This window comes from Pseudomonas sp. 05T35 (assembly GCF_056396605.1).
Window position 1 is genome coordinate 1 of sequence record NZ_JBFTLU010000065.1, and the last position, 25,247, is coordinate 25,247.

A 25,247-nucleotide genomic window follows, 5' to 3' on the forward strand; every position below is an offset into this window, starting at 1 on the left:
GGTCCCGGTCGAGCACGGCACCACCACCATCGCGGCCGGCGAGCCGGAGCCCGAAGCCACGGGCGACATCCAGTCTTCCTTGCCATACACCCGAATCTGCCCGGCAGCAGCGCCGGTGTATTCGGTGAGGAAGGCCTGCATCATCTGCGGTTTCGGCGGCAGTGTGACGTCGGTCTCGGTCGCCATCACCAGTTGCGCCGCCTTGGAGATCAGGAAGTGCACCTCGCGGTCTTCGCGCACCAGACAATCGAGCAGGCGCAAACCGTACTGGGCGCCGGAAGCGCCGGTCATGGCCAGCGTGATGCGATCCGGACCGTTACTCATTTAAGCGCCTCGGCCAATTTACCATGCAGGCCGCCGAAGCCGCCGTTGCTCATGATCACCACGTGAGTGCCCGGTTTGGCCTGGCTTTTCACCTGCTCGATAATGCCCTCCAGCGAGTCGCAAACCATCGACGGCACGGTGCACAGCGCAGCAACGGCGGGCAAGTCCCAGCCGAGGTTGGCCGGTGCATACCAGATCACCTGATCGGCATCGACCACGCTTTCCGGCAAACCGTCACGGTGCGCGCCGAGCTTCATCGAGTTGGAACGCGGTTCGATGATCGCGATCAACGGTGCGTCGCCGATGCGTTTGCGCAGACCGTCGAGGGTGGTTGCGATGGCGGTCGGGTGGTGAGCGAAGTCGTCGTAGATGGTGACACCATGAACTTCAGCGACTTTTTCCATGCGGCGCTTGACGCTCTTGAACGCGCTCAACGCGGCGATGCCCATACTCGGAACCACGCCAACATGCCGCGCGGCCGCCAGAGTGGCCAAGGCGTTGGCAACGTTGTGCTGGCCGGTCATGTCCCACTCGACCACGCCTTGGGCGACGCCTTCGAACATCACTTCAAACTTCGAGCCGTCTTCGCTGAGCAACTTGACCTGCCACTGCCCGCCTGCGCCAGTGGTTTGCACCGGGGTCCAGCAACCCATTTCGATCACGCGCTGCAACGCAGGTTCGGTGGTCGGGTGGATCACCAGGCCTTCACTCGGGATGGTCCGCACCAAATGGTGGAACTGTCGCTCGATGGCCGGCAGATCAGGGAAGATGTCGGCGTGATCGAACTCAAGGTTATTGAGGATCGCGGTACGCGGACGGTAGTGAACGAATTTCGAACGCTTGTCGAAGAAGGCGCTGTCGTATTCATCGGCTTCGATCACGAAGAACGGTGTGTCACCCAGACGCGCCGATACCGAGAAGTTCTGCGGCACGCCACCAATCAAAAAACCCGGGCTCATGCCGGCGTGTTCCAGTACCCAGGCAAGCATGCTGCTGGTAGTGGTTTTACCGTGGGTACCGGCAACCGCCAGCACCCAGCGACCTTGCAGCACGTGGTCGGCCAGCCATTGCGGACCGGAGACGTATGGCAGGCCTTTGTTCAATACGTATTCGACCGCCGGGTTGCCGCGCGACATCGCATTGCCGATCACCACCAGATCCGGGGCCGGATCGAGTTGGGCAGGATCATAGCCTTGCGTCAGCTCGATGCCCTGCGCCTGCAACTGAGTGCTCATCGGCGGGTAGACGTTGGCATCGGAGCCCGTCACATGATGGCCCAGCTCTTTGGCCAGGACCGCCATCGAACCCATGAAAGTGCCGCAAATACCCAGAATATGAATGTGCATAGTCAACCTCGTAAAACATCGAGGCAGGTTAGCGTAGAGGGCCGAAAATCGCACTCTTTAGGTGATGAGACAGAGGATTGTTGGTCTTGGGCATTTCTATTTGGCTCAATATCCACCCCTCACCCTARCCCTCCCGAAACGTCGGACCGCCCCAAATGGGCGAGGGGACTGACCGAGGTGATTGGTTGGAATACTGCGACCTGAAATCCCGAGTCGAACTCAGGTTTGAAAACGACATAGATCTGCCCCCTTTCCCCCTCTCCCCTTTGGGGAGAGGGCTGGGGTGAGGGGTGGATCTAACTGGCTACCGCGCAATCCCGTGCTTGCGCAGCTTTCTATAGAGGGTGTTGCGGCTGACTCCCAGTTGTTCAGCGGTATGGGTCATGTGCCAACGCTGCTGCTCCAGGGCATTGAGCAACGCCAGGCGTTCGGCATCGTCCAGCGGATATTCAGACACCTCTTCCACCTGCGCCAACACTGGAACCGGTCGGGCCTGGCGAATCATCACCGGCAAATCCTCAACCCCGATTCGCCCGTCATCGCACAATGCCGCCAGGGTCCGCAGCACATTGCGCAATTGCCGCACGTTACCTGGCCAGGCGAAGTCGAGCAGCGCCTGGCGCGCCGCAGCGTCGATCAGCACCGCCTCCCCGCCCGACTCTTCAGCCAGCAAAAAGTCCAGCAACTGCGACTTGTCGCTGCGTTCACGCAACGCCGGCAAGGCGACTTCCAGGCCATTGAGGCGGTAATACAAATCTTCGCGGAAACTGCTGTCCTGCACCCGTTCGAGCAAATTCCGGTGAGTGGCGCTGATGATCCGCACGTTGACCGGCAGCGGCTCGCCACCGATCGGCACCACCTGCCGGTCTTCCAGCACCCTTAATAGCCGGGTTTGCAGCGCCAGCGGCATGTCACCGATTTCGTCGAGGAACAGTGTGCCGCCATCGGCCTGCTGCAACTTGCCGCGCATGCCTTCTTTGCGGGCGCCAGTAAAACTGCCGCCGCGATAGCCGAACAGTTCGCTCTCGATCAGGCTTTCCGGGATCGCCGCACAGTTGAGCGCGACGAAGGCCTTGTCGGCGCGCTGACTGGCCTGGTGCACGGCCTTGGCGAAGGCTTCTTTACCTGAGCCGGTTTCACCGTTGATCAACAGCGGCACATCACGCTCGAAGACCCGCAAGGCTTTACGAAAATCAGCCTGCAGCCCTTCGTCTCCCAAACAAATACCCGTAAGAACCGGGCGTTCGGCAATGAACGGCGGTTGCAGCATCGGGGTCGGCACGCTACGCGGCTGGCCGCGCAACAGCGCAAACAACACCCGCCCATCGCGAGTGCGCAATGGCCAACTGGCGGTGGCGTTGACGCTCGCGCGCCCCAGCAGTTCGTCCAGCGAGCAATCGAAAAACGCCTCGACCGGTTGACCCAGCAACCCGCCACGAATATGCCCCAGCAGGTTCAACGCGCTCTGATTGATCGCGCTGATCCGCCCTTCGCCGTCGAATGCCAGCAGCCCTTCGCTGAACAGCCCGACCGACTCGGCCTGCAAGTGAAAGCGCAGCAGCCATTGATTGTCGAAGTAACGCAGGAAATAGCAGCTCTCGATCATCTTCGCCGAGAGGTTGACCAGCGCCATGGTGTGGAACTGGCTTTGACGCGAGACATCGTGGCGTGCCGACGAAACGTCGAGCACCGCCAGCAGTTCGCCATGCGGGTCGAACACCGGGCTCGCCGAACAGGTCAGCCCTGTATGACGTCCCCGAAAATGTTCATCCTGGTGAATGGTCAGCGACTGCCGCTCCACCAGGCAGGTGCCGATGCCATTGGTGCCTTCGCAGGCTTCGCTCCAGTCGGCACCGAGCCAAAGACCGGCGCGCTCGAAAATCTTCCGTTCGGCAGGCGCGGTGACACAGTTGAGGATCACCCCGCGGGCGTCGGTCAACAGCACGGCGTGGCCGGCACCGGAAAGTTGCTGATGCAGGCTGGTCATTTCGCCACCGGCAATCTGCAGCACTTGCTGCAAGCGCTCGCGACTCTCCAGCACTCGACCGTGCTCAAGCACCGTCGGCGCCATGCTCAGGGCCGGGTCGAGGTGATAGTCCTCAAGACAACGCAGCCAGGAACGGGCAATGGACGGATCGCTACCCGGACCGTGCAAATGGGATTTGCCTTGGGTCACGGTCAAGACTTGCTGAGCATGGCGACTCAAATGGTTGCTGTGCATTTTTTATTATTCTCTCCGAACACTGTGCTGAGCCCAATGAAGGACTGTCACCACCTTGTGGCGCCCAGCATCCTCCTGCCTCGATTGCTTTGCAATGCTGGCAAGACCGCCCGGTCACAGGCTGTGCCACAAGCGGTACAAACTGTCACAGGCGCCGTACCGCATCTGTCACACGTCCTGTACCACCACTGCCTCAAAAAAACCGTAAGCCCTTGATTTACCTGACCTGCAAAGCACTGGCCCGACCTTTGCTCTACGCTTCTCAAGCGCTTACTGCGCGTACTCCCTTAATAAGCACAAAAGCCAAGGAGATACTCACCATGCGTTACGCTCACCCAGGTACTGAAGGCGCTATCGTTTCGTTCAAGAGTCAATACGGCAACTACATCGGCGGCGAATTCGTCGCGCCTGTCAAAGGTCAGTACTTCACCAATACCTCCCCGGTCAACGGCCAACCGATTGCCGAATTCCCCCGCTCCACGGCCGAAGACATCGAAAAAGCCCTGGACGCTGCCCACGCAGCCGCCGACGCCTGGGGCAGCACGTCTGCTCAGGCGCGCTCGCTGGTGCTGCTGAAAATCGCCGACCGCATCGAGCAAAACCTCGAAGTCCTGGCAATCACCGAAAGCTGGGACAACGGCAAAGCCGTGCGTGAAACCCTCAACGCCGACATCCCGCTGGCCGCTGACCACTTCCGCTACTTCGCCGGTTGCCTGCGAGCCCAGGAAGGCAGCGCCGCGGAAATCGACGGCAACACCGTGGCTTATCACATTCACGAACCGCTGGGCGTGGTCGGGCAGATCATCCCGTGGAACTTCCCGATCCTGATGGCCGCCTGGAAACTCGCCCCGGCGCTGGCTGCCGGTAACTGCGTGGTGCTCAAGCCCGCCGAGCAAACCCCGCTGGGCATTACCGTGCTGCTGGAACTGATCGGCGACCTGCTGCCGCCCGGCGTGCTGAACGTCGTGCAAGGTTTCGGCAAAGAAGCCGGTGAAGCCCTGGCCACCAGCAAACGCATTGCCAAAATTGCCTTTACCGGCTCGACCCCGGTCGGCTCRCACATCATGAAATGCGCTGCCGAAAACATCATTCCGTCCACCGTGGAACTGGGCGGCAAGTCGCCGAACATCTTCTTCGCCGACATCATGCAAGCCGAACCGACCTTCATCGAGAAAGCTGCCGAAGGCCTGGTGCTGGCGTTCTTCAACCAGGGCGAAGTCTGCACCTGCCCGTCCCGCGCACTGGTGCAAGAGTCGATCTACGACGACTTCATGAAAGTGGTGATGAAGAAGGTCCTGCAAATCAAACGTGGCGACCCGCTGGACACCGACACCATGGTCGGCGCCCAGGCGTCCGAGCAGCAATTCGACAAGATCCTCTCGTACCTGGAAATCGCCAAAGGCGAAGGTGCCGAGTTGCTGACCGGCGGCAAGGTGGAAAAACTCGAGGGCAACCTGGCGACCGGGTATTACATCCAGCCGACCCTGCTCAAGGGCACCAACAAAATGCGTGTGTTCCAGGAAGAAATCTTTGGCCCGGTGGTGAGCATCACCACCTTCAAGGACGAAGCCGAAGCCCTGGCGATTGCCAACGACACCGAGTTCGGTCTTGGCGCCGGACTCTGGACCCGCGACATCAACCGCGCCTACCGCATGGGCCGGGCGATCAAGGCCGGTCGCGTCTGGACCAACTGCTACCACCTGTACCCGGCTCACGCCGCGTTCGGCGGTTACAAGAAGTCCGGTGTCGGCCGTGAAACCCACAAAATGATGCTCGACCACTACCAGCAAACCAAAAACCTGCTGGTGAGCTACGACATCAATCCGTTGGGCTTCTTCTAAGAGCCGAGGGCGACGCTGATGTTTCGGCGTCGCCCTTCGAGTGGTTATCGCGAGCAAGCTCGCTCCCACAGGGGTTTTGTGGTGAACCCACCTGCGTGGGCTGACGCAAGTCCACTGTGGGAGCGGACTTGCTCGCGATGGCGTCCTAACTGACACACCGAACATCGCTTGCCGCCCTGGCACGGCCTTTGCTTGCCCGCTCGACAGATTAACCGCTGCGTGAACAGCGTCGATCCACCCAAACCGCCACACCCGAAAGTCCAACAGATCGAACACTGAAAAACAGAGAGGAGTTATGACTTCTTCAACAACACTCAAACCCACACTCGGCACCTTGCATCTATGGGGCATTGCCGTCGGCCTGGTGATTTCCGGCGAATACTTCGGCTGGAGTTACGGCTGGGGCACCGCAGGCACCCTGGGGTTCCTCGTCACCGCATTGATGGTGGCGACGATGTACACCTGTTTCATCTTCAGTTTCACCGAACTCACCACCGCGATTCCCCACGCTGGCGGGCCCTTTGCCTACAGCCGACGGGCCTTTGGTGAAAAAGGCGGCTTGATCGCCGGGATCGCCACGCTGATCGAATTCGTCTTTGCGCCACCGGCCATTGCGATGGCCATCGGCGCCTACCTGAACGTGCAATACCCGGATCTGGACCCGAAAATCGCCGCAGTCGGCGCCTACTTCGTGTTCATGGGCCTGAACATCCTCGGCGTCAGCATCGCCGCGACCTTCGAGCTGGTGGTGACCGTTCTGGCGGTAGCCGAACTGCTGGTGTTCATGGGCGTGGTTGCACCGGGCTTCAGCTTCAGCAACTTCGTGCTCAACGGCTGGTCCGGCTCCAATGAGTTCACGGTCGCTTCGATCCCCGGCATCTTTGCGGCGATTCCCTTCGCCATCTGGTTCTTCCTCGCCATCGAAGGTGCGGCCATGGCTGCCGAAGAAGCCAAGGACCCGAAACGCACCATTCCACGGGCCTACGTCAGCGGCATCCTGACCCTGGTGTCCCTGGCGATCGGCGTGATGGTGATGGCCGGCGGTGTGGGCGACTGGCGCCAACTGGCGAACATCAACGACCCGCTGCCTCAGGCCATGAAAGCCGTGGTTGGCAACAACTCCAGCTGGATGCACATGCTGGTGTGGATCGGCCTGTTCGGTCTGGTGGCGAGCTTCCACGGGATCATCCTCGGCTACTCGCGCCAGTTCTTCGCCCTCGCTCGCGCCGGCTACCTGCCTCGCGGCCTGGCCAAGCTCTCGCGCTTCCAGACCCCGCATCGGGCAATTCTGGCGGGTGGCGTGATCGGCATCGCGGCGATCTACAGCGATGGGCTGGTCAACCTGCAAGGCATGACCCTGACCGCCGCGATGATCACCATGTCGGTGTTCGGCGCCATCGTGATGTACATCATCAGCATGCTCAGCCTGTTCAAACTGCGTAAAACCGAGCCGTTGCTGGAACGTACCTTCCGCGCGCCGGGCTATCCGATCGTGCCGGGCATCGCGCTGTTCCTGGCGGTGGTCTGCCTGGTGGCGATGGCCTGGTTCAATACCTTGATCGGGATGATTTTCCTCGGTTTCATGGTCGCCGGCTTCATCTACTTCCAATTGACCGCCAAACAGCGCCTCGACGCCCCGGCGGACGCGATGCTCACGGGTATCTGAGTTGCACCGGCGTCGGGCGAATAACCCGGCGCCTGCATTATTGAAGTGCACTGAGATCCAGTGTGGGAGCGAGCCTGCTCGCGATAGCATCGCCTAGGTATGACTGACACACCGAGGTGCCTGAATCGCGAGCAAGCTCGCTCCCACAAGGGGTTAGCGGTGTATTTGAGTCACTTACAGAATCAAGAGGACACCGCTCATGGCTGCATTTGCCCATACCGTCGGCGCCCGGACCTACCGTTTCGACGGCCTCAAGGAAGTCATGGCCAAGGCCAGCCCGGCACGTTCCGGAGACTTTCTGGCCGGCGTCGCCGCCCTGAACGATGGCGAACGGGTCGCCGCGCAAATGACCTTGGCTGACATCCCGCTCAAGCATTTCCTGCAAGAAGTGCTGATTCCTTACGAATCCGATGAAGTCACCCGACTGATCATCGACACCCACGATGCCCGCGCCTTTGAGACCGTCAGCCACCTGACCGTTGGCGGTTTTCGCGACTGGCTGCTCAGCGATGCAGCCGACGAGCAGAGCCTGCGGGCGCTGGCCCCCGGCCTGACCCCGGAAATGGCCGCTGCCGTGTCGAAGATCATGCGCGTGCAGGACCTGGTGCTGGTGGCGCAGAAAATCCGCGTGGTGACTCGGTTTCGCGGCACCATGGGCCTGCGCGGGCGCCTGTCGACCCGCCTGCAACCCAACCACCCTACCGACGAACCCGCCGGGATTGCCGCGAGCATTCTCGACGGCCTGCTCTACGGCAACGGCGACGCAATGATCGGCATCAACCCGGCCACCGACAGCATCGCCTCGATCTGCGCCATRCTGGAAATGCTCGACGCGGTCATCCAGCGCTACGAAATTCCGACCCAAGCCTGCGTGCTGACCCACGTCACCACCTCCATCGAGGCGATCAACCGTGGCGTGCCGCTGGACCTGGTGTTCCAGTCGATCGCCGGCACCGAAGCGGCCAACGCCAGTTTCGGCATCAGCCTGAGCGTGCTGCAGGAAGGTTATGAAGCAGGCTTGAGCCTCAATCGCGGTACCCTGGGGCAAAACCTGATGTACTTCGAAACCGGCCAGGGCAGCGCGCTCTCGGCCAACGCCCATCACGGCATCGACCAGCAAACCTGCGAAACCCGCGCCTACGCCGTGGCCCGGCACTTCAAGCCGTTTCTGGTAAACACTGTGGTCGGCTTCATTGGCCCGGAATACCTCTACAACGGCAAACAGATCATCCGTGCCGGCCTCGAAGACCACTTCTGCGGCAAGTTGCTCGGTGTGCCGATGGGCTGCGACATCTGCTACACCAACCACGCCGAAGCCGATCAGGACGACATGGACACCCTGCTGACGCTACTCGGCGTGGCCGGGATCAACTTCATCATGGGCATCCCCGGCTCCGACGACATCATGCTCAACTACCAGACCACCTCGTTCCACGACGCGCTCTACGCGCGCCAGACCCTGGGCCTGAAACCGGCACCTGAGTTTGAGCGGTGGCTGGCACATATGGGCATCTTCACCCAAGGTGACGGCAAGGTGCACTTTGGCAATAACCTGCCGCCGGCTTTCCGCCAGGCCATGGCGCAACTGGGATGAGTAATCTGCTGATGGATAAACCAACCGTCGATCCGCAAAACCCCTGGCTGGGACTGCGCCGCCTGACTCCGGCACGCATCGCCCTGGGTCGTACCGGCACCAGCATGCCGACCAGCGCGCAACTGGATTTCCAGTACGCCCACGCCGAGGCCCGCGATGCCGTGCACCTGCCCTTCGACCATGCCGGGCTCAGCCAGCAACTGGCCGAGCGTGGACGCGACAGCCTGCTGCTGCACAGCGCCGCCAGTGATCGCCACAGTTATCTGCAACGGCCAGACCTGGGGCGCAAGTTGAGTGATGGGTCCGCGCAAAAGCTGCGCGAACACGCGCTGGCCAACCCGGGCGGCGTTGATCTGGCGATAGTCGTGGCCGACGGCCTTTCGGCGCTGGCGGTGCATCGGCACACCTTGCCGTTTCTGACACGCATGGAAGAACAGACTCACGCCGAAGGCTGGTCATTGTCGCCGGTGATTCTGGTGGAACAGGGTCGCGTCGCCGTGGCTGACGAAATCGGCGAATTGCTGGGCGCAAAAATGGTCGTGATCCTGATCGGCGAACGCCCTGGACTCAGCTCGCCAGACAGTCTCGGCTTGTATTTCACCTATAATCCAAAGGTCGGCCTGACGGACGCCTATCGCAACTGTATTTCCAACGTCCGCCTTGAAGGTTTGAGCTATGGCATGGCGGCACACCGTTTGCTGTACTTGATGCGCGAAGCCTGTCGACGGCAGTTGTCGGGGGTTAACCTGAAAGACGAAGCCCAGGTCCAGACTATTGGGTCGAAAAATGACGCTGATATGAAAGGAAATTTCCTACTGAGCCTGCCGAATGCCTGACCCGTATTCGAATTGCGTTTTTGATCCGCTTTCAGGCAGAGTCGACGAACGGCTGCCCGAGCAGTGAACCAATTGCCGTCGTATCCACTGGAAACTGCCGCCCTATCTACTTGAAAGTTGAGGCCTAGCATGCGGATTACTCAAGCAACCCTCGAGCACCTGGACCTTCTGACGCCGCTGTTCGTCAAATACCGCGAGTTTTATGGCTCGCTGCCTTATCCAGACTCGTCCCGGGCCTTCCTGGAAAAGCGCCTGCGGCGCAAAGAGTCGGTGATCTATCTGGCCCTGCCCGATGATGACGACAATAAACTGCTGGGTTTTTGCCAGCTGTACCCAAGCTTCTCGTCGCTGTCGCTCAAGCGCGTGTGGATCCTCAACGACATCTACGTCGCCGAAGACGCCCGCCGCCAACTGGTTGCCGACAACCTGATGCGTACCGCAAAGAAAATGGCCAAGGAAACCCAGGCTGTACGCATGCGCGTATCGACCAGCAGCGACAACAAAATTGCGCAGAAAACCTACGAATCCATCGGGTTTCGCGAAGACACCGAGTTCAAGAACTACATTTTGCCGATCAGCGAAGAGCTCTGATCCAGACTCTGTGGGAGCGAGCCTGCTCGCGATTCAGACGCCTCGGTGTGTCAGTCATACCGAGGCGATGCTATCGCGAGCAGGCTCGCTCCCACAGAGTTCAGTACCGAACCACCGATCCGACTTGGAAATCCCTCGCTACAAACTCGACACGCTTTTCACCTTTCAGTCCGTATAATCACGAACCTTACGGGCTGTAAGAAAAACTCCACAGCCCTGTAGCCCAATTTTCCAAAATATTCGCACAGGCCTGCTGAGTCGGGTCGTTACCACAGGTGCCAACCATGGATTTCAACCCGATCGACCTAATCCTGCATCTCGATGTCTACCTCGACTTGCTGGTGACCAACTACGGGCCATGGATCTACGCCATCCTGTTCATGGTGATTTTCTGCGAAACCGGCCTGGTGGTGATGCCTTTCCTGCCGGGCGATTCGTTGTTGTTCATCGCTGGCGCGGTAGCGGCCGGTGGCGGCATGGACCCGGTGCTACTGGGCGGCTTGTTGATGCTGGCGGCGATTCTCGGTGATAGCACCAACTACCTTGTCGGGCGAACGGCCGGCGAAAAGTTGTTCAGCAATCCGAATTCGAAGATCTTCCGTCGCGATTACCTGCAACAAACCCATGATTTCTACGACAAGCATGGCGGCAAGACCGTGACCCTGGCGCGCTTCCTGCCGATCATCCGGACCTTCGCACCGTTCGTCGCCGGCGTAGGCAAGATGCCTTACCCGCGCTTCTTCGCCTTCAGCGTATTCGGCACCGTCCTCTGGGTCGGCGGCCTGGTGACCCTGGGTTATTTCTTCGGTAACGTGCCGTTCATCAAGAAGAACCTGTCGTTGCTGGTAGTGGGCATCATCCTGCTGTCGCTGGTGCCGATGATCATTGGCGTGATCCGTAACCGCCTGGCCAACGCGAGCTCCAAAGCCGCGTCGCGCTGAGCGTCCATGTGGTTCCTTAACGCCTGGCGCCGCCGGCGTACGCTGGCCAAGCACCCCGTTGCCGATGAAACCTGGCAGCGGGTGCGCCAACACCTGAGTTTCCTCTACGGTMTCAGCGAGGCCGAAGACCGGTGGCTGCGCGAAGCCGCCGTGCTCTTTCTGCAAGAAAAACACCTGACCTGCCTGCCCGGCGTCGAACTGCACCAGGAGCAGCGCCTGCTGCTTGCCGCGCAGGCGCAATTGCCGCTGCTGCACCTGGGCGACTTGAACTGGTATCAGGGTTTTCACGAAATCGTGCTCTACCCCGACGATTTCCTCAGCCCGCAACGACATCGCGACGCCAGCGGCGTCGAGCATGAATGGAACGGCGAGCACAGCGGCGAAGCCTGGCAACAGGGGCCGATCATTCTGGCCTGGCCGGGCGTGATGGCCAGCGGGGGCTGGGAAGGCTACAACCTGGTGATCCACGAACTGGCGCACAAACTCGACATGCTCAACGGCAATGCCAACGGCTTGCCGCCGCTGCACAGCGACATGCGCGTCAGCGACTGGGCGAAGGTCATGCAACAGGCCTACGACGACCTCAATCGCCAACTGGATCGCCATCCGCACCTCGACACTCCGATCGACCCTTACGCGGCGGAAAATCCGGCCGAGTTCTTCGCCGTCACCAGCGAATACTTCTTCAGCGCCCCGGATCTGCTGCACGCAACGTATCCACAGGTCTATCAGCAACTGCAGCTGTTTTACCGCCAGGACCCGCTGGCGAGGCTTGAGCAACTGCAAGCCACCCATCCGGGCTATCAGGCACACGACTAGGGTCTATACGACCTCTGGCACATGGCACAGGCGGCGGAATATGCCTATAATCGCCGCCACTTTTTGGTCAATCCGGCCAAGTCATTTGGCCACTTACGGGGGCACCGCCCAATGAGCTACAGCAAGATTCCGGCTGGCAAAGACCTGCCGAACGACATCTACGTCGCGATCGAGATTCCGGCCAACCACGCGCCGATCAAATACGAAATCGACAAAGACAGCGATTGCCTGTTCGTTGACCGTTTCATGGCCACCCCAATGTTCTACCCGGCCAACTACGGTTACATCCCGAACACCCTGGCAGACGACGGTGATCCCCTCGACGTGCTGGTCGTGACCCCTTACCCGGTTGCTCCAGGTTCGGTAATCCGTGCGCGTCCAGTCGGCATCCTGAACATGACCGACGACGGCGGCGGCGATGCCAAAGTTATCGCTGTTCCACACGACAAGCTGTCCCAACTGTACGTTGACGTGAAGGAATACACCGACCTGCCAGCGCTGCTGATTCAGCAGATCGAGCACTTCTTTGCGAACTACAAAGATCTCGAAAAAGGCAAATGGGTGAAGATCGAAGGCTGGGACGGCGCCGATGCCGCTCGCGCCGCGATCACCAAGTCGGTTGCTGCCTATAAAGGCTGAGACGGCATTGGCTGAACGCCACTGACCTCTTGAAGAAACCCCGGTTATCCGGGGTTTTTTTATGCGCGTTAAAACATCAAGTTAAACAGGGTGTTTAATGAAACAAAGTCTAACGTTTAGACATGTTTAATATGAACTAACAATATCCTGCACTTCAGCTGAATATTCCCGCGCAAATTGATCCGGTTGTTTATTTAATCCGGCCACCCCGGCCCGTAAACTCCGTATTCATGAAAAAGCACAAATGCGGCCCACGCTTCAAAGCGCTCCTGAAAGAGGTGAACATCACCCCTACGGAATTCGCGGCCTTCTGCAACGTCGAGCCCCAGCACGTGAATAACTGGTACACCCGCGGCGTTCCCTACCCGCGGATGGAACAAATCGCCCGTCTGTTAAGTGTGAACAGCCTGTGGCTGCTCAACGGCGAGGGCCCAAGAAATCCCGGTCCGGGACAACTGACGGATCAGACCGGCAACGTTTACGACGCGCAAGAAACCCGCGGCGTGTACTCCGTGAACGTCGATTCGCTCGATGTAGAAATCCCGCTGTATAACGAAGTCCCCACAGCCCCCGGTGCCAGCGACACCCAGGTCGCCGAAATACCCGGCGAATTCATCCGCCTGCCACGACACTACCTCGAAAGCCTCGAAGTCGAACCGGCCCAGGCCATCTGCGTGCCGATGGTCGGCGACAGCATGTCGGAGAAAATCGAAGACGGCTCGACCCTCGCCATCGACCGCAGCCTGACCCAGGTCGTCGACGGCCAGATCTACGCCCTCGAACACGCCGGCATGCTGCGCATCAAATACCTGCACCGCCTGCCCTCCGGCGCCCTGCGACTGCGCAGCCATAACTGCAACGATTACCCCGACGAAATCTTCAGCGCCAAACAGATCGAAGAACAAAACATCGAAATCCTCGGCTGGGTCTTCTGGTGGTCCACGCTGAACAAACAGCGGCCTCCGGTGCCGTTCAGTTGAAACCGGGGCGCCCTTTTAAGCAGCACAACGCTCTGGATAGCACATAATCCTATCCATTCTGAGAAATCAACTGATAGCCTCTCTATTCAGGGGCCATAAGGCATTTCTCTGTCCAATGGTGTTTAACGCCACCTAACCTCATCCGGCGATGTGATGGGGGGATAAATGCCCCTTCCAGCAGGCCGAACACAGGCATTGCGTAGGATGCCGAGCTAGCCGCTTAAATCTCCAGCAATGACACATTGGCGCCATGAAGGGCCAGGCATCGATCAGCCTCCATCCATCTGCGCAAGCATCCGGCGAAAACGCTGCAACGAAAGTGCGAACAGCACGCTGCCGATGAGAAGTAGCGCAAGAAGTTGAACCCACACGACGTCCAGCCCCGCGCCGCGGTACAGCACGCCTTCTCCCAACTGCACCAAGTGGGTGGTGGGCGCGGCCAGCATCAGGTACTGCACCAGCGTGGGCATGCTTTCGCGCGGAGTGGCGCCGCCGGAGAGCAGGATCAACGGCAACAGCACCAGCATCAGCAACAGGCCGAACTGCGGCATGCTGCGGGCCACGGTGGCGAGATAGATGCCCAGGGCGGTGTTGGCGAATAAGCTCAGCGCGGCGCCGACCAGGAACAGCCAGACCGAGCCTTCGATGGGTACGGCGAGCAACCCACGTACCACGAACTGCAACGACAACGCCGCCGCCACCAGCACCACCGTGCCCATCGCCAAGACCTTGGCCAGCATGATCTGCGTGGGGGTGACCGGCATCACCAGCAGGTGTTCGATAGTGCCGTGCTCGCGTTCGCGGATCAGCGCGGCTCCGGTCAGAATGATCGCCAGCATGGTGATGTTGTCGATGATCTGCAGCAGGCTACTGAACCAGGTCTTGTCCAACGCCGGGTTGAAGCGTGCGCGCAGCGCCAGTTCCACCGACAGGGCCGAATTGCCGCGATAACGCTGCACGAAGGTCTTGACCTCATCGGTGACGATCTGCTCGACATAGGCGCTGCCGCTGAAGGCTTGATCCATGCGTGTGGCATCGACGTTGAGCTGCACCTGCGCGGGACGACCCGCCAGAACATCGCGCTGCAGGTTGGGCGGCATGTGCAGCACGAAGGTATAGCGACCGGAGTCCAGACCGGCGTCCATCTCGGCAACACTGATGTGCTCTGGTTGCGTGAACTGAGGTGGGTAGAAAGCGGTGGCGATGCGCTGCGACAGGGGCGAATCATCTTCGTCGACGAAGGCGATCGGTGCGTTGTTCAGGGTGTCTGGAATGGCCGAGGCGGCCGTGTAGACCATCGCCGTGAAGCTGAAGACGATCAGCAGCAGCATGACCGGATCGCGCCACAGGCTGCGAAGCTCCTTGACGCTCAGTTGCCAGATGTTGGAAAAAGTGCGTTTCATCTCAGCGCTCCTGTTTGTGCAGCATCGCAATCGACAGCCCCATCACCAGCGGTACGGCCACCAACAAGGCAATGAAGGACTGCTGCAGATCAGCCAGCCCCAAAGCCTTCGCGAATACGCCACGGCTGATGAGAAACATATGGGTGGCCGGGTGGGCTTCGCCGATCAGCTTGCCGATGCCCTCCAACGAGGAAACGGGTGTAGTCAGCCCGGCGAACTGGGTGGCAGGCACCAGCGTGCCGATCAGCGCGGCGAACATCGCGGCGATCTGACTGCGTGTGACGGCCGATGCGACCAGCCCCATGCTGGTGGATATCACCAGAAACACCAGGGTGGCCAGCGCCAGGGTGGCAAAGCTGCCCTTCATGGGCACATCCAGTACGGTCACCGCCAGCACGCTCATCAACAGGAAGTTCAGCATTCCCAGCGCCACATAGGGCAGTTGCTTGCCAAGCAGGAACTCGGTGCGGGTGACAGGGGTGACGTAGAAGTTGATGATCGCGCCCAGCTCCTTCTCACGCACCACGGCTAGCGCGGTCAGCATCGCCGGCAGCATCAACAGCAGCAATGGCACCACCGCCGGGACGATGGCGGGCAGGCTCTTGATATCCGGGTTGTAGCGAAAGCGCGTCTGCACTTCGACCGGGTTGGTGTAGGTCGGCGAACCGGAGAGCGCCAGGGTGTAGTCATGGCTCAGGCCGGTCTGATCACGGTCAAGCACGGCGTAGCGCAGGTCATTGACGTCGGTGCTGATGCCATAGCCGATAACAAACATCAGCAGCAGCGATCCCAGTAGCGCCAGTGTGGCGCGTACCGGATCGCGCCGCAGTTCCAGCGACTCGCGCCAGGCGTAGCTGAGTAGACGCTGCAGGCTGAAAGACTGAGCCTGTTCGGGTGCTATTGTGGCCGTGCCGTGCTGTGTGGGAGCGCTCTCATCCGGCACATGCGTGGTATTGTTATCGGCCTCGATCAGATAACCGATAAAGGCCTCCTCCAGGCTGGCGGCACCGCGTTTTTCCACCAACTGCATCGGTGCATCACTGTCGAGCACCTTGCCCGCATGCATCATCGACATGCGGTCGCAGCGCTCGGCCTCGTTCATGAAGTGGGTGGAGATGAAGATGGTCACGTGGTCGCGCCGCGACAGTTGCACCAACAAGCGCCAGAACTTGTCGCGCGCCACCGGATCGACGCCCGAAGTCGGCTCGTCCAGAATAAGCAGTTCGGGCTTGTGAACCATCGCCACGGCCAGCGATAGGCGCTGGCGCATGCCCATGGGGATGCTGGGCGGCAGGCTATCCATGACGTCCAGCAATTCAAAACGCCCGGCCATTTGCCGCACGCGAGCGTCGATCTCTGTGGCGGGCACATGGAATAGCTTGGCATGCAGGACCAGGTTCTGCCTTACCGTCAATTCGTTATAGAGCGAGAACGATTGCGACATGTAGCCTACGCGACTGCGTGTGGCAAGGTCGTGAGAGTCGATCTCCTTGCCGAACAGCCAGGCACGGCCTTCGCTGGCGGGTAGCAGGCTCACGTGATCCACGGCCGTGAAGTCGCCAAAGCGCATTGTCAGTCCCTGGGCTTGGATGGCGATATCGTCCGGGTCGGTCTGCAAGGGGGGAATGACCACAGGCTCGTGGTCTTGCTTTTTCTCGTCCGGCAACAAACTGATGAAGGCCGACTCCAATGAATCGCAATTGGTGCGTGCCAGCAGTTCGGCAGGCGTGCCGGTGGCCCGCACCCGACCTTCGTCCATGACTGCCAGCCAGTCAAAGCCTTGTGCTTCATCCATGTAGGCCGTGGCGACGATCACGCTCATGCCGACTCGCTGGCGACGGATACGGGCGATCAGTTCCCAGAACTGCGCGCGCGCCAGCGGATCGACACCCGTAGTGGGTTCGTCGAGGATCAGCAGGTCGGGATCATGGATCAGAGCGCAGCACAGGCTCAGTTTCTGCTTCATGCCTCCCGAAAGCTTCCCGGCGGGTCGCGCAAGAAATGGATACATGCCAGTGCTACGGGTCAAATCGTCGATGCGTCGGCGCCGTTCGCTGGCGTTTTGACTGAACAACCGTGCGATGAACTGCAGGTTTTCCTCCACTGACAGTGTGGGGTACAGGTTCTTGCCCAGGCCTTGGGGCATGTAGGCAATACGCGGGCAGATCTGGTCGCGGTGGGCCTTGCTGGCGATGTCGGCGCCCAGCACCTCTACTGTGCCTTGCTGTACCCGACGCGCGCCGGAAAGCAACGACAGCAGACTGGACTTGCCTACGCCATCCGGGCCGATCAGCCCTACCATGCAACCGCCAGGGATGTCCTGGGTGATGCCCGCCAGCGCCTGGGTCTTGCCGTAATGCAGGCTTACGTCCCGCAAGCGAACCACGGGTTCAGCGAGGCTGTTCATGGCAAGTCCCTAAGCTGTAAGGCTTCAGGCCATTGGGCCTGTGGATCGGTCCTGATCCAGGCAACGCCGGGCAGGCCGGACTTTACGTAATCCTGGTACTTGCGCAGCAATGCTTTGTCGATCCGAGCCTTGACCCGGAACATCAGCTTCTGCCGCTCATTGGCGGTCTCCACGAATTTGGGGGTGAACTGGGCCTGGCGCGAGACAAAGGTGACCTTGGCTGGTATCGGCAAGTGCGGCGCGGTGTCCAGCACGATGCGCACTTCACTGCCCAGGGCCACTTGCCCGGCGGCTTCGGTGGGCAAGAAGAAGCTCATGTAGACATCTGACAGGTCGATCAGGTTAAGCACCTTGCCGCCATCGCCGAGCATTTCGCCGGGCTGGGCCAGGCGATACTGCACGCGGCCAGTGCGCGGGGCCTTGAGAGTGCTGTCGTCCAACTCGGACTGGATGCGCTCGACCGTGGCCTGCGCTGCAGCGACGGTCGATGTTGCGCCGGTGACTTCGGCGTCGGTGGCTTCGATGGCCGATCTGGCGGCGTTAGCCTGCGCGCGCGCGGCGTTGAGCGCGGCCCCGGTATTCGCCACGCTGGCGCGGTCATCGTCCAACTCCTGGCCTGTTGTGGCGCCGTCCTTGACCAATACCTCGGTGCGCACCAGTCGACGCTGGGCGGCATTCAGTTCCGTATGGCGCTGAACCACGACAGCCTCGGCGGCCGCCTGCTCGCTGCGGCGCATGTTCGCCTGCGCCTGAGTGGCCTTCACGGCATGTTCTGCCCGCTGCAATTGCGCTTGGGCCTCGCGCATCTGGGCCAGCAGCGAATCGATATGCATGTGTGCCAACACCTGCCCAGCCTGCACCTCGTCACCTTCATCGGCCAGGATCTGCGCGACGCGACCGCCAAATTTGGCGGCCACGTCCACCTCCGTGGCTTCAATGCGTCCATTGCTGACCATCAGACCGTCCGGCACGGCGCGTTGATCGAACCAGTCCCAGCCGATCCAGGTTGCACCGGCAATGGCCGCCACGATGGCAACTGCGGTGATTTTCTTCTTGATGGTGGCGCTCATGGCTGGGTTATTCCTCTGCGATATCAGAAAACAGGGTGGATGGCGGCTGATCAAGTAACGGGGCGCTCGGCACATGCCGTGAGCCGCCACCCAGTGCGGCATACAGCACCACCCKGTTGCGTAGCAGTGCGTGTTGCGCTTGTACCACTTGTTGCTGGGTCTGCAGCCGATCACGTTCGGCGTCAAGCACCTCCAGGAAACTGGACCGGCCACGGTCATGGCTCAGGCGCGCCAGCCGACTGCGTTCTTCCTGGATCTCGACGGCTTGCTGTTGCACTGATAATTGCTGTTGCAGCCAGTGCTGGTTGGCCAGGGCATCCGCTACGTCGCGAAAGGCGCTCTGGATGATTTGCTCGTACTCAACGACGGCAAGGTGTTTGCGCACATTCGCCAAATCCAGGTTGGCCTGGTTCAGTCCCCCATCGAAGACCGGCAACGACAGGCTTGGYGCGAAGTTCCAGGCACGGCTGCTTGCGTTGAATAAGTCGCTCAGTTCTGCGCTGGCCAGGCCGCCGAAAGCGGTCAAGCTGATGCGCGGGAAGAAGGCCGCGCGGGCCGCGCCGATATGGGCGTTGGCGGCACGCAGGCGATGCTCTGCCGCGACGATGTCCGGGCGGTTGCTCAGCAGGTCGGATGGCAGGCCGGCATCCAGGGGCTGGACCAGGGTCTGATCGGCGACAGGGCTGTAGTTGGCATCGACAAGGTCAACCTGTCCGACCAGCAGATTCACTGCATTGCGTTGCAAGTCGCGTTGCTGTTGCAGTTGCAGCGCCAATGCCTCGGCCTGGGTCAGCAGCGTCTGCACCTGGGTCAGTTCCAGCTTGGTCACTGACCCCATCTCAAACCGATGTGTGAAGATGCGCAGCGATTCGCTCTGGTTGGCCTGAGCGGCGTTAGCCAGGCGCAGGCGCTCATCCAGCTCGCGGAGGCCAATCCAGGCGTCGGCCACCTGCGCCACCAGGCTGATCGTCACTGCCCGATGCCCGGCTTGGGTCGCCAGGAATTGCTGCAAGGCTTCTTCGTTCAGGCTGGTGATACGCCCCCAGAAGTCGATCTCCCAACTGCTGATACCCACACCTGCCTTGAATTCGTTGCCAGTCGAGGTCTGACCGATTTCCGTCAGATCCGCAGGCGTGCGCGAGCGTTGCGCATCGACTCCCAGAGCAACGGTGGGCGTCAGGGAGCTGCGCTCGATGCGGTAGGCAGCCTGTGCTTGTCGAACCCGCAAAGCGGCACTGCGCAGGTCGTGGTTGTGAAGCAGCGCCTGGCGGATCAAAGCCTGTAGATGAGGATCGGGAAAATAGCTCTGCCAGGTTTTATCGGCCGCCGAGGTTAGTGCGGCATCCTCGAATCTTTTACCGCTCCCTTGCTGGTAATGCGCAGGCAAGGTGCTGTTGTTGGGGGTTGTATACGGCGGTATTAGCGTAGTGCAGCCTGATAGCAGCACCATCACAAATGCTGCATTGCACTGTCGTGACATGGCGTGAAGTTTCCGATCCATAGGAGGCATGGAGGGAAGTGTGCTCTTCACGCGTCAATCGTCTTTCAAGGTTTAATCAAGATTTCATCAAGTGCGGCCAAATGCCGGACTGCGGAACAGACGCCCACGGCGCAGCCTTGCCTTGAGCGTCTGAGATTATTTTGGAGGCGGTAGCGGTGTCAGCACTGAAACGGGCGGCTCGCCCATGAGCAGCCAAGCGCCCGTCACCAATAACAAGACTGCCGCCACGGTACAGGCCAACCAAATCAGTTTCCGGCACCATGGCCCCCATGCCGGGATGGGCTGTCTACGTGCGCGCACGATGGATGTCTATTCGCCTCAGAATGAATAGTGCAATGAGGCAAAACTGGTGACGCCGGTTTTTTCTTCCACCACAGGACTTTTGTCCGCCTCTTCGCGAAACTCCATGACATTCACCCCGACCAACATCGCCCAATGCTTATTGAAATTATGTTGCCAGTCCGCTGATAACGAGTAGGCATAGACGCCGGACTCGGCATCGAAACGAGAGAATCGGGAAGCCTGGGCCTGGGCATCGCTCACCCCGAAATAGGTTTGGTTGTAGCGCTTATCCCCGGCATGCACGTTCATGCCAAGGGTAATCACATCACCTGCCGTTTCCAGTACGGTGCTTTCCAGGCCCAACCGGTAACGATTACCACGCTTATGACCGGCAACGCGCAGCTCTGCTTCACCATTGATCGACAGCCAGGAGGTCAGATCCTGTGCCAGCAGAAACGTGGCAGTGGTCGCGCCTGTGACTTCACCCATCCCCTGGAGTCGCTTGGAGCCAGGACGCCAAACGCTGTCTTCATCAGTACGGCCAAAGTCGTAGCCGATTGCCACGCTGGAGTAAAACCCGCTCTGAGTCAGGTATTCCGCGCCAAGGCCGCGCACGGAATCGGCAAAGAAAATGCCGCGATAAATACTCAGTGTCGGCACCAGCATGGCTCGCGATTCTTTTGCGCCCAGATAGCGGGGGGTGTAGGCGGCACCCAGTCCCACCGTGACCTCGGTTTTTTCGCCAAACAAGCTGGTGGATACGTCAGCGACTTGCTGCTGGGCCTGGCTTTTCAGCGGCATCAGCAAGCAGAAGCTGCCGGCAATGAAGACCGAGACAGCGCTGGTCATGTGCCGCTTGTGTTTGTATCGAGAAACGGGCTTGCTCATGGCGGTTCATCCTTTGAGGTTTAGTACCCCGGTAGTGAGCCGTCCTCGATACAAGGTCGTGCCAAGAAACGATGAAGACTTCGTCAAGGACAGCGGGCCAGGTTTTGCCTGTGCCCGCTTTCAGGCTGGCGCAGCCTTTGCCTTGAATCAGCCAGGCAACTCGATATGGATGCGACCGCCGCCCTCGGCACGATTATGGACACTCAGCTTGCCACCATGGGCTTGGCAGATAGCTACTGCCACCGACAGCCCCAGCCCGCTGCCGCCTGCATGGCGAGAGCGCGAATGTTCGGCACGCCAGAAGCGGTCGCACGAGCGCTCGATATGCTCCGGTGCGAAGCCCGGGCCAGCATCCTCGACGTCGAGCAGCAACCGGTCTTGCCACTTGCTGGCCCGTAGCGCCAGATAGCCCCCGGATGCTGCGTAGCACAGGGCATTGTCGAGCAGGATAGACAGTACCTGGCCTAAGCGGTCGCGATCGGCGATCAACATCAAACCGTCCGGACAGTCGAGGACGATGTTCACCGGTTGCTGTTGCAAGCGTGGTGCCGCCCAAGCCACTCGCTCCTCCATCAGGGGCTTGAGCGCAAAGCTTGAGGGCGTCAACTGCAACTGGTCTGCTGTGGCCAGCGACAATAAGTACAGATCATCAATGAGCCGATTGAGCTGATCAAGCTGTCGCATGATCATGGCCAACTGTTGTGGTGAGGCCTCGAATACGCCATCGATCAGACCCTGTAGCCGCCCCTTGGCAGCGGTGAGGGGCGTGCGCAGCTCGTGGGCGATGGCGGCGCTGGATGCCTGTAATTCCCGCTCCTGCCGCTCCAGGCGCTCAGCCATGTGGTTGAAATCGGCCATCAGGCTATACAGCGCTGCGGGTGCATCGCGCACGCTGCCTGCTCGTGACCGGAAGTCTCCGCCAGCGATGTGCATTGCCGAGATTGCAACGGCGCTGAGTTGGCGCGACAGGCGCAACGAGACCCAGATGCCGCCGCCGATAATCAGGGGGAGCGCAATCAGTGCCAGCCCGCTGAACCACAGCAGATCCGCCCGCAGGACCTCTGGCGTGAAGTAATCGCCATAGAGGTATTGCCCATAGATTTCACGCAGGCGCACGGCATTGGCGGCATGGTCGACTTCCAGGACCTTGAGTTCCTGGCGCACGGCCTCGGGCAGTGCGTTTCGCAGTTTGGTTTCCCACGAGAAAAAGCGTAGCCACATGCCAGCACCCACCACCAGTATGGCCGCCAGTGCCAGGCCGGTCATGCGCAGGCTGATCCAGTACCAGAGTTGGCGGGAGAGTCCTTTCTTTGCCGTGCTCATGCCGGATTGCTGAAGCGATACCCCAGTCCCCGCACCGTCAGAACGACATCGTGAATACCTGCACGCTCCAGCTTGCGTCGCAGGTTGTACAGGTGGGCATCGACCACTCGCTCCATCGCATCACTTTCGGGCAGGCAGTTGGCGAGCAGCTCGGCACGTGTGTACATGCGCGATGGCGCTGCCATCATCATGGACAGTAGATTGAACTCGGTGCGAGTCAACTCCAGGGGTTGACTCGTGCCATTGATTTCAATGGTCGCCAGTGCCGCGTTCAAATCAATGACCAGGTGATTATGCCGTAGCAAGGTCGACTGACCCTGGCCACCCCCACGCCAACGCCGCAGCACCGCATGCACGCGAGCAACCACTTCCCCTGGGTTGTAGGGTTTGACCACATAGTCATCAGCACCGTACAGCAGGGAGTTGATGCGGCTGGGTTCGTGCCCAACAGCGGTCACCATAATGACTGGGGTCGCTGAGTGTTGGCGAATGGCAGTCAAAACCTCGTTGCCGCTGAGTCCCGGCAACATGATGTCCAGCAGCACCAGATCCGGCCGCCAACGCACGTGGTAGTCCAAGGCTTTATGACCATCTGCTGCATGTCGCGTCTGGAATCCATCCCGGCCAAGATAGGCCTCCAGTACTTCAGCCCCATCGAAATCATCCTCGACGATCAGTACTCGTCCTAAACTCACAGGTCACTCCTTCATACGATCTTGATGGATTGTTGATCGTTACTTGATATTGCGGTGCAACGATAATTGCGCTTCTGAATGCGGTGGTAAATCGTTGAGATGACTAACTGCTACTACTGGAAAACGAATCGACAATCTTATTTTTAGTCATTTGTCAAGATTTATCAAATGTTGGCAATCAGGATGAATGGAGGGGGGGACATATGGAAATATCACCTAATGTAGATCGCTGGGGCTTTCAGCGCTTCGTTGAGTCGTCGGTGTCCGAAGGGTTCCTGCGCGAGCCGGTCATTATGGAAGGTATGTCTGGTTCGCGTATCACGCGCAATGGCCTGCCGTATGTGAATTTCTCGGGGATCAACTACCTTGGCTGGCAACAGGACCCGCAAGTGCTCGATGCGTTCTGTGAGTCGGTCAAGCGCTATGGGCTTTCCACCGGTGGGTCGCGGGCGACGCAGGGTGTCTGCGAGCCACATTTCCGATTGGAAACGTTGCTCAGCGAGCATCATGGCAAAGACAAAACACTCACGTTTGCCTCAGGCATGCTGGCCAACCTTGGCTTCATCAATGCCATGACGGCGAAGTTCAATTTCTCCCCCAGCAGCGGCATTGATAACCGCGATGCCGTGCTGATCTTTGACCGTGATTGCCACTGGAGTCTCTGGAAAGCAGCCGGGCACCTTAAGTACGGCGAATCGCTGCTGTCGTTCAAGCATAACGATGTGGCCGACCTTGAGCGTGTTCTGCAAAATATCGGAGATCGAAAGGCCATTGTGGTTTTCGAAAGTGTCTACTCCTCCGATGGGAGTGTGGCGCCTATCGGTACGATCCTGGATGTGTGTGAACGATTCAATGCCCTGAGCTATATCGACGACGCCAATGGCTTCATGGTGTATGGCGAGCCGCAGCGCAATTTCTATGAAGAGTTCCAGCACCTTCGCCGCGCCGATTTCATCATGATCTCATTATCGAAATCAGTAGGCCTGGAAGGCGGCGCGATCAGCGCCAACRCGGAGTACATCGACGCCTTTGAAGTACTGAGTGGAACGTCGATCTTCACTGCAGCCATTCAACCGCCAACGGCAGACGCAGCGGCATCCATCATCGAGCACCTCAAACGCGACCCTTCCATCATGGATGACTTCCTGCGCAGAAGCTTGGCGTTTCGCATGCGATTGCTTGACAGTGGCCTGCAACTCAATAGCGCACCGTCTTACATCACCTCCGTGTTGATCGGCAAGGACAGCAAGGCCGAGCAAGTTCGGGAGCAGTTGGAGCAACAAGGCTTCTGCGTGCCGATCTTCCGCTATCCGGCGGTCAAGCCTAATCAGGCACTGATGCGGCTGATCCTGCACCGGCACCACACCGACGCGGAAATCGAGAGGTTCGCCCATAGCCTGGAAAATCTGCTCGGTTGGGATGACTCATCCAGTCGATTGGACGAGCGTCTGCTAGCGGCAGCGAACTAGGTCAGGAAGTCGCATATGACACGCATGGAACAGGTGGTGCGGATCGGCTTGCCGGCCTGCACAAATGACACCACTTGGGCGGCGGAACATATTGAAATCAAGGACTCGATTGCGACGATTGACCGAACGTCCTGGAATCAACTGTGCAAGCCTCATCAGTTTTGCAGCCATGAGTATATGGCTGCCCTGGAGGCCAGCGGTCTGGAATGCCAGTACCTTTATGCGCTGGCCATTTCAAACGGTGAACTGGTCGGCGCTGCTGTAGCCACCCTATGGCGGATTCATCTGCCATATGGGATGTCGTTGCGCGTCACAACCCTGGGAACGCCGGTCAATACTGGGTTGCCGCTGATGTTAGCGATCACTGCGAATTCCATAAGCCTGCGATATGGTCTGGTGACTGCGCTGGAG

Annotated in this window: 21 protein-coding genes; 11 read left to right on the forward strand and 10 right to left on the reverse strand. The window is 59.8% G+C overall.

The window, feature by feature from the left end; genetic code table 11:
• The 3 genes from AC1DH9_RS07270 to AC1DH9_RS07280 form a co-directional block, all read right to left on the reverse strand.
• On the reverse strand, positions 1–324 hold a 324-nt coding region (locus AC1DH9_RS07270), incomplete at its 3' end, for a flavoprotein (protein WP_477807982.1).
• Complete coding sequence (gene mpl / locus AC1DH9_RS07275) at positions 321–1,670, reverse strand: UDP-N-acetylmuramate:L-alanyl-gamma-D-glutamyl-meso-diaminopimelate ligase (RefSeq protein WP_427541807.1); 1,350 nt, start codon at positions 1,668–1,670, stop codon at positions 321–323. The genes mpl and AC1DH9_RS07270, both read right to left, overlap by 4 nt.
• A gap of 304 nt (positions 1,671–1,974) precedes the next feature.
• Positions 1,975–3,891 (reverse strand): sigma-54-dependent Fis family transcriptional regulator, encoded by a 1,917-nt coding sequence (locus tag AC1DH9_RS07280; RefSeq protein ID WP_427541804.1) that lies wholly within the window; start codon positions 3,889–3,891, stop codon positions 1,975–1,977.
• Positions 3,892–4,211: 320 nt separating this feature from the next.
• On the opposite strand from AC1DH9_RS07280, the gene exaC reads away from it, so the two are divergent.
• From exaC to AC1DH9_RS07325, 9 genes are all read left to right on the forward strand, one after another.
• On the forward strand, positions 4,212–5,732 hold the full coding sequence (gene exaC / locus AC1DH9_RS07285; protein WP_071552073.1) for an acetaldehyde dehydrogenase ExaC: 1,521 nt from the start codon (positions 4,212–4,214) through the stop codon (positions 5,730–5,732).
• A 295-nt stretch (positions 5,733–6,027) separates the two neighbouring features.
• Complete coding sequence (gene eat, locus AC1DH9_RS07290) at positions 6,028–7,398, forward strand: ethanolamine permease (protein WP_427541800.1); 1,371 nt, start codon at positions 6,028–6,030, stop codon at positions 7,396–7,398.
• A gap of 199 nt (positions 7,399–7,597) precedes the next feature.
• Positions 7,598–8,992, forward strand: a complete 1,395-nt coding sequence (locus tag AC1DH9_RS07295) for an ethanolamine ammonia-lyase subunit EutB (protein ID WP_477807983.1) — start codon at positions 7,598–7,600, stop codon at positions 8,990–8,992.
• Between the two features lie 11 nt (positions 8,993–9,003).
• The gene (eutC, locus tag AC1DH9_RS07300) at positions 9,004–9,828 is read left to right on the forward strand and encodes an ethanolamine ammonia-lyase subunit EutC (RefSeq protein WP_427541835.1); all 825 of its coding nucleotides are present in this window, start codon (positions 9,004–9,006) and stop codon (positions 9,826–9,828) included.
• A 129-nt stretch (positions 9,829–9,957) separates the two neighbouring features.
• A complete protein-coding gene (locus tag AC1DH9_RS07305; protein ID WP_427541797.1) occupies positions 9,958–10,419 on the forward strand; it encodes a GNAT family N-acetyltransferase in 462 nt (153 codons plus the stop codon).
• Between the two features lie 284 nt (positions 10,420–10,703).
• Positions 10,704–11,360: a DedA family protein gene (locus AC1DH9_RS07310; RefSeq protein WP_427528589.1), complete on the forward strand. Its 657-nt coding sequence runs from the start codon at positions 10,704–10,706 to the stop codon at positions 11,358–11,360.
• Between the two features lie 6 nt (positions 11,361–11,366).
• Positions 11,367–12,179 (forward strand): M90 family metallopeptidase, encoded by an 813-nt coding sequence (locus AC1DH9_RS07315; RefSeq protein ID WP_477807984.1) that lies wholly within the window; start codon positions 11,367–11,369, stop codon positions 12,177–12,179.
• Between the two features lie 111 nt (positions 12,180–12,290).
• Positions 12,291–12,818 carry an inorganic diphosphatase gene (ppa, locus tag AC1DH9_RS07320; RefSeq protein WP_007933577.1) on the forward strand — a complete coding sequence of 176 codons (528 nt, stop codon included), beginning with the start codon at positions 12,291–12,293 and terminating at the stop codon, positions 12,816–12,818.
• 230 nt (positions 12,819–13,048) lie between these two features.
• Positions 13,049–13,798, forward strand: coding sequence for an XRE family transcriptional regulator (locus AC1DH9_RS07325; RefSeq protein WP_427541791.1), 750 nt, complete (start codon positions 13,049–13,051; stop codon positions 13,796–13,798).
• Between the two features lie 269 nt (positions 13,799–14,067).
• Here AC1DH9_RS07325 and AC1DH9_RS07330 read toward each other — a convergent pair whose 3' ends face one another.
• From AC1DH9_RS07330 to AC1DH9_RS07360, 7 genes are all read right to left on the reverse strand, one after another.
• Positions 14,068–15,201: an ABC transporter permease gene (locus AC1DH9_RS07330; RefSeq protein WP_216744389.1), complete on the reverse strand. Its 1,134-nt coding sequence runs from the start codon at positions 15,199–15,201 to the stop codon at positions 14,068–14,070.
• 1 nt (position 15,202) lies between these two features.
• The gene (locus tag AC1DH9_RS07335) at positions 15,203–17,608 is read right to left on the reverse strand and encodes an ATP-binding cassette domain-containing protein (protein WP_477807985.1); all 2,406 of its coding nucleotides are present in this window, start codon (positions 17,606–17,608) and stop codon (positions 15,203–15,205) included.
• Entirely contained in the window at positions 17,605–18,678 is a 1,074-nt protein-coding gene (locus AC1DH9_RS07340; protein ID WP_427541785.1) for an HlyD family secretion protein, read from the reverse strand. The genes AC1DH9_RS07335 and AC1DH9_RS07340 overlap by 4 nt, the downstream gene beginning before the upstream one ends.
• A 7-nt stretch (positions 18,679–18,685) precedes the next feature.
• Positions 18,686–20,128 carry an efflux transporter outer membrane subunit gene (locus AC1DH9_RS07345; RefSeq protein ID WP_427541782.1) on the reverse strand — a complete coding sequence of 481 codons (1,443 nt, stop codon included), beginning with the start codon at positions 20,126–20,128 and terminating at the stop codon, positions 18,686–18,688.
• A 369-nt stretch (positions 20,129–20,497) separates the two neighbouring features.
• Entirely contained in the window at positions 20,498–21,349 is an 852-nt protein-coding gene (locus AC1DH9_RS07350) for a MipA/OmpV family protein (RefSeq protein WP_477806145.1), read from the reverse strand.
• Positions 21,350–21,496: 147 nt separating this feature from the next.
• Positions 21,497–22,672: a sensor histidine kinase gene (locus AC1DH9_RS07355; protein WP_427541776.1), complete on the reverse strand. Its 1,176-nt coding sequence runs from the start codon at positions 22,670–22,672 to the stop codon at positions 21,497–21,499.
• Entirely contained in the window at positions 22,669–23,367 is a 699-nt protein-coding gene (locus tag AC1DH9_RS07360) for a response regulator (RefSeq protein ID WP_427541773.1), read from the reverse strand. Before AC1DH9_RS07360 ends, AC1DH9_RS07355 begins: the two co-directional genes overlap by 4 nt.
• Before the next feature lie 203 nt (positions 23,368–23,570).
• On the opposite strand from AC1DH9_RS07360, the gene AC1DH9_RS07365 reads away from it, so the two are divergent.
• Complete coding sequence (locus tag AC1DH9_RS07365) at positions 23,571–24,836, forward strand: aminotransferase class I/II-fold pyridoxal phosphate-dependent enzyme (protein WP_477807986.1); 1,266 nt, start codon at positions 23,571–23,573, stop codon at positions 24,834–24,836.
• Between the two features lie 15 nt (positions 24,837–24,851).
• The coding region (locus AC1DH9_RS07370) for a hypothetical protein (protein ID WP_477807987.1) at positions 24,852–25,247 on the forward strand (396 nt) is incomplete at its 3' end.

Excerpts from the sequence above, each read along its gene's own strand:
- AC1DH9_RS07310 (WP_427528589.1), top strand. The coding sequence starts at position 10,704 with ATGGATTTCAACCCGATCGACCTAATCCTGCATCTCGATGTCTACCTC.
- AC1DH9_RS07325 (WP_427541791.1), top strand. The coding sequence starts at position 13,049 with ATGAAAAAGCACAAATGCGGCCCACGCTTCAAAGCGCTCCTGAAAGAG.
- ppa (WP_007933577.1), top strand. The coding sequence starts at position 12,291 with ATGAGCTACAGCAAGATTCCGGCTGGCAAAGACCTGCCGAACGACATC.
- AC1DH9_RS07340 (WP_427541785.1), bottom strand. The coding sequence starts at position 18,678 with ATGAGCGCCACCATCAAGAAGAAAATCACCGCAGTTGCCATCGTGGCG.
- AC1DH9_RS07330 (WP_216744389.1), bottom strand. The coding sequence starts at position 15,201 with ATGAAACGCACTTTTTCCAACATCTGGCAACTGAGCGTCAAGGAGCTT.
- AC1DH9_RS07280 (WP_427541804.1), bottom strand. The coding sequence starts at position 3,891 with ATGCACAGCAACCATTTGAGTCGCCATGCTCAGCAAGTCTTGACCGTG.
- mpl (WP_427541807.1), bottom strand. The coding sequence starts at position 1,670 with ATGCACATTCATATTCTGGGTATTTGCGGCACTTTCATGGGTTCGATG.
- eat (WP_427541800.1), top strand. The coding sequence starts at position 6,028 with ATGACTTCTTCAACAACACTCAAACCCACACTCGGCACCTTGCATCTA.
- eutC (WP_427541835.1), top strand. The coding sequence starts at position 9,004 with ATGGATAAACCAACCGTCGATCCGCAAAACCCCTGGCTGGGACTGCGC.
- AC1DH9_RS07305 (WP_427541797.1), top strand. The coding sequence starts at position 9,958 with ATGCGGATTACTCAAGCAACCCTCGAGCACCTGGACCTTCTGACGCCG.
- AC1DH9_RS07350 (WP_477806145.1), bottom strand. The coding sequence starts at position 21,349 with ATGAGCAAGCCCGTTTCTCGATACAAACACAAGCGGCACATGACCAGC.
- AC1DH9_RS07355 (WP_427541776.1), bottom strand. The coding sequence starts at position 22,672 with ATGAGCACGGCAAAGAAAGGACTCTCCCGCCAACTCTGGTACTGGATC.
- AC1DH9_RS07335 (WP_477807985.1), bottom strand. The coding sequence starts at position 17,608 with ATGAACAGCCTCGCTGAACCCGTGGTTCGCTTGCGGGACGTAAGCCTG.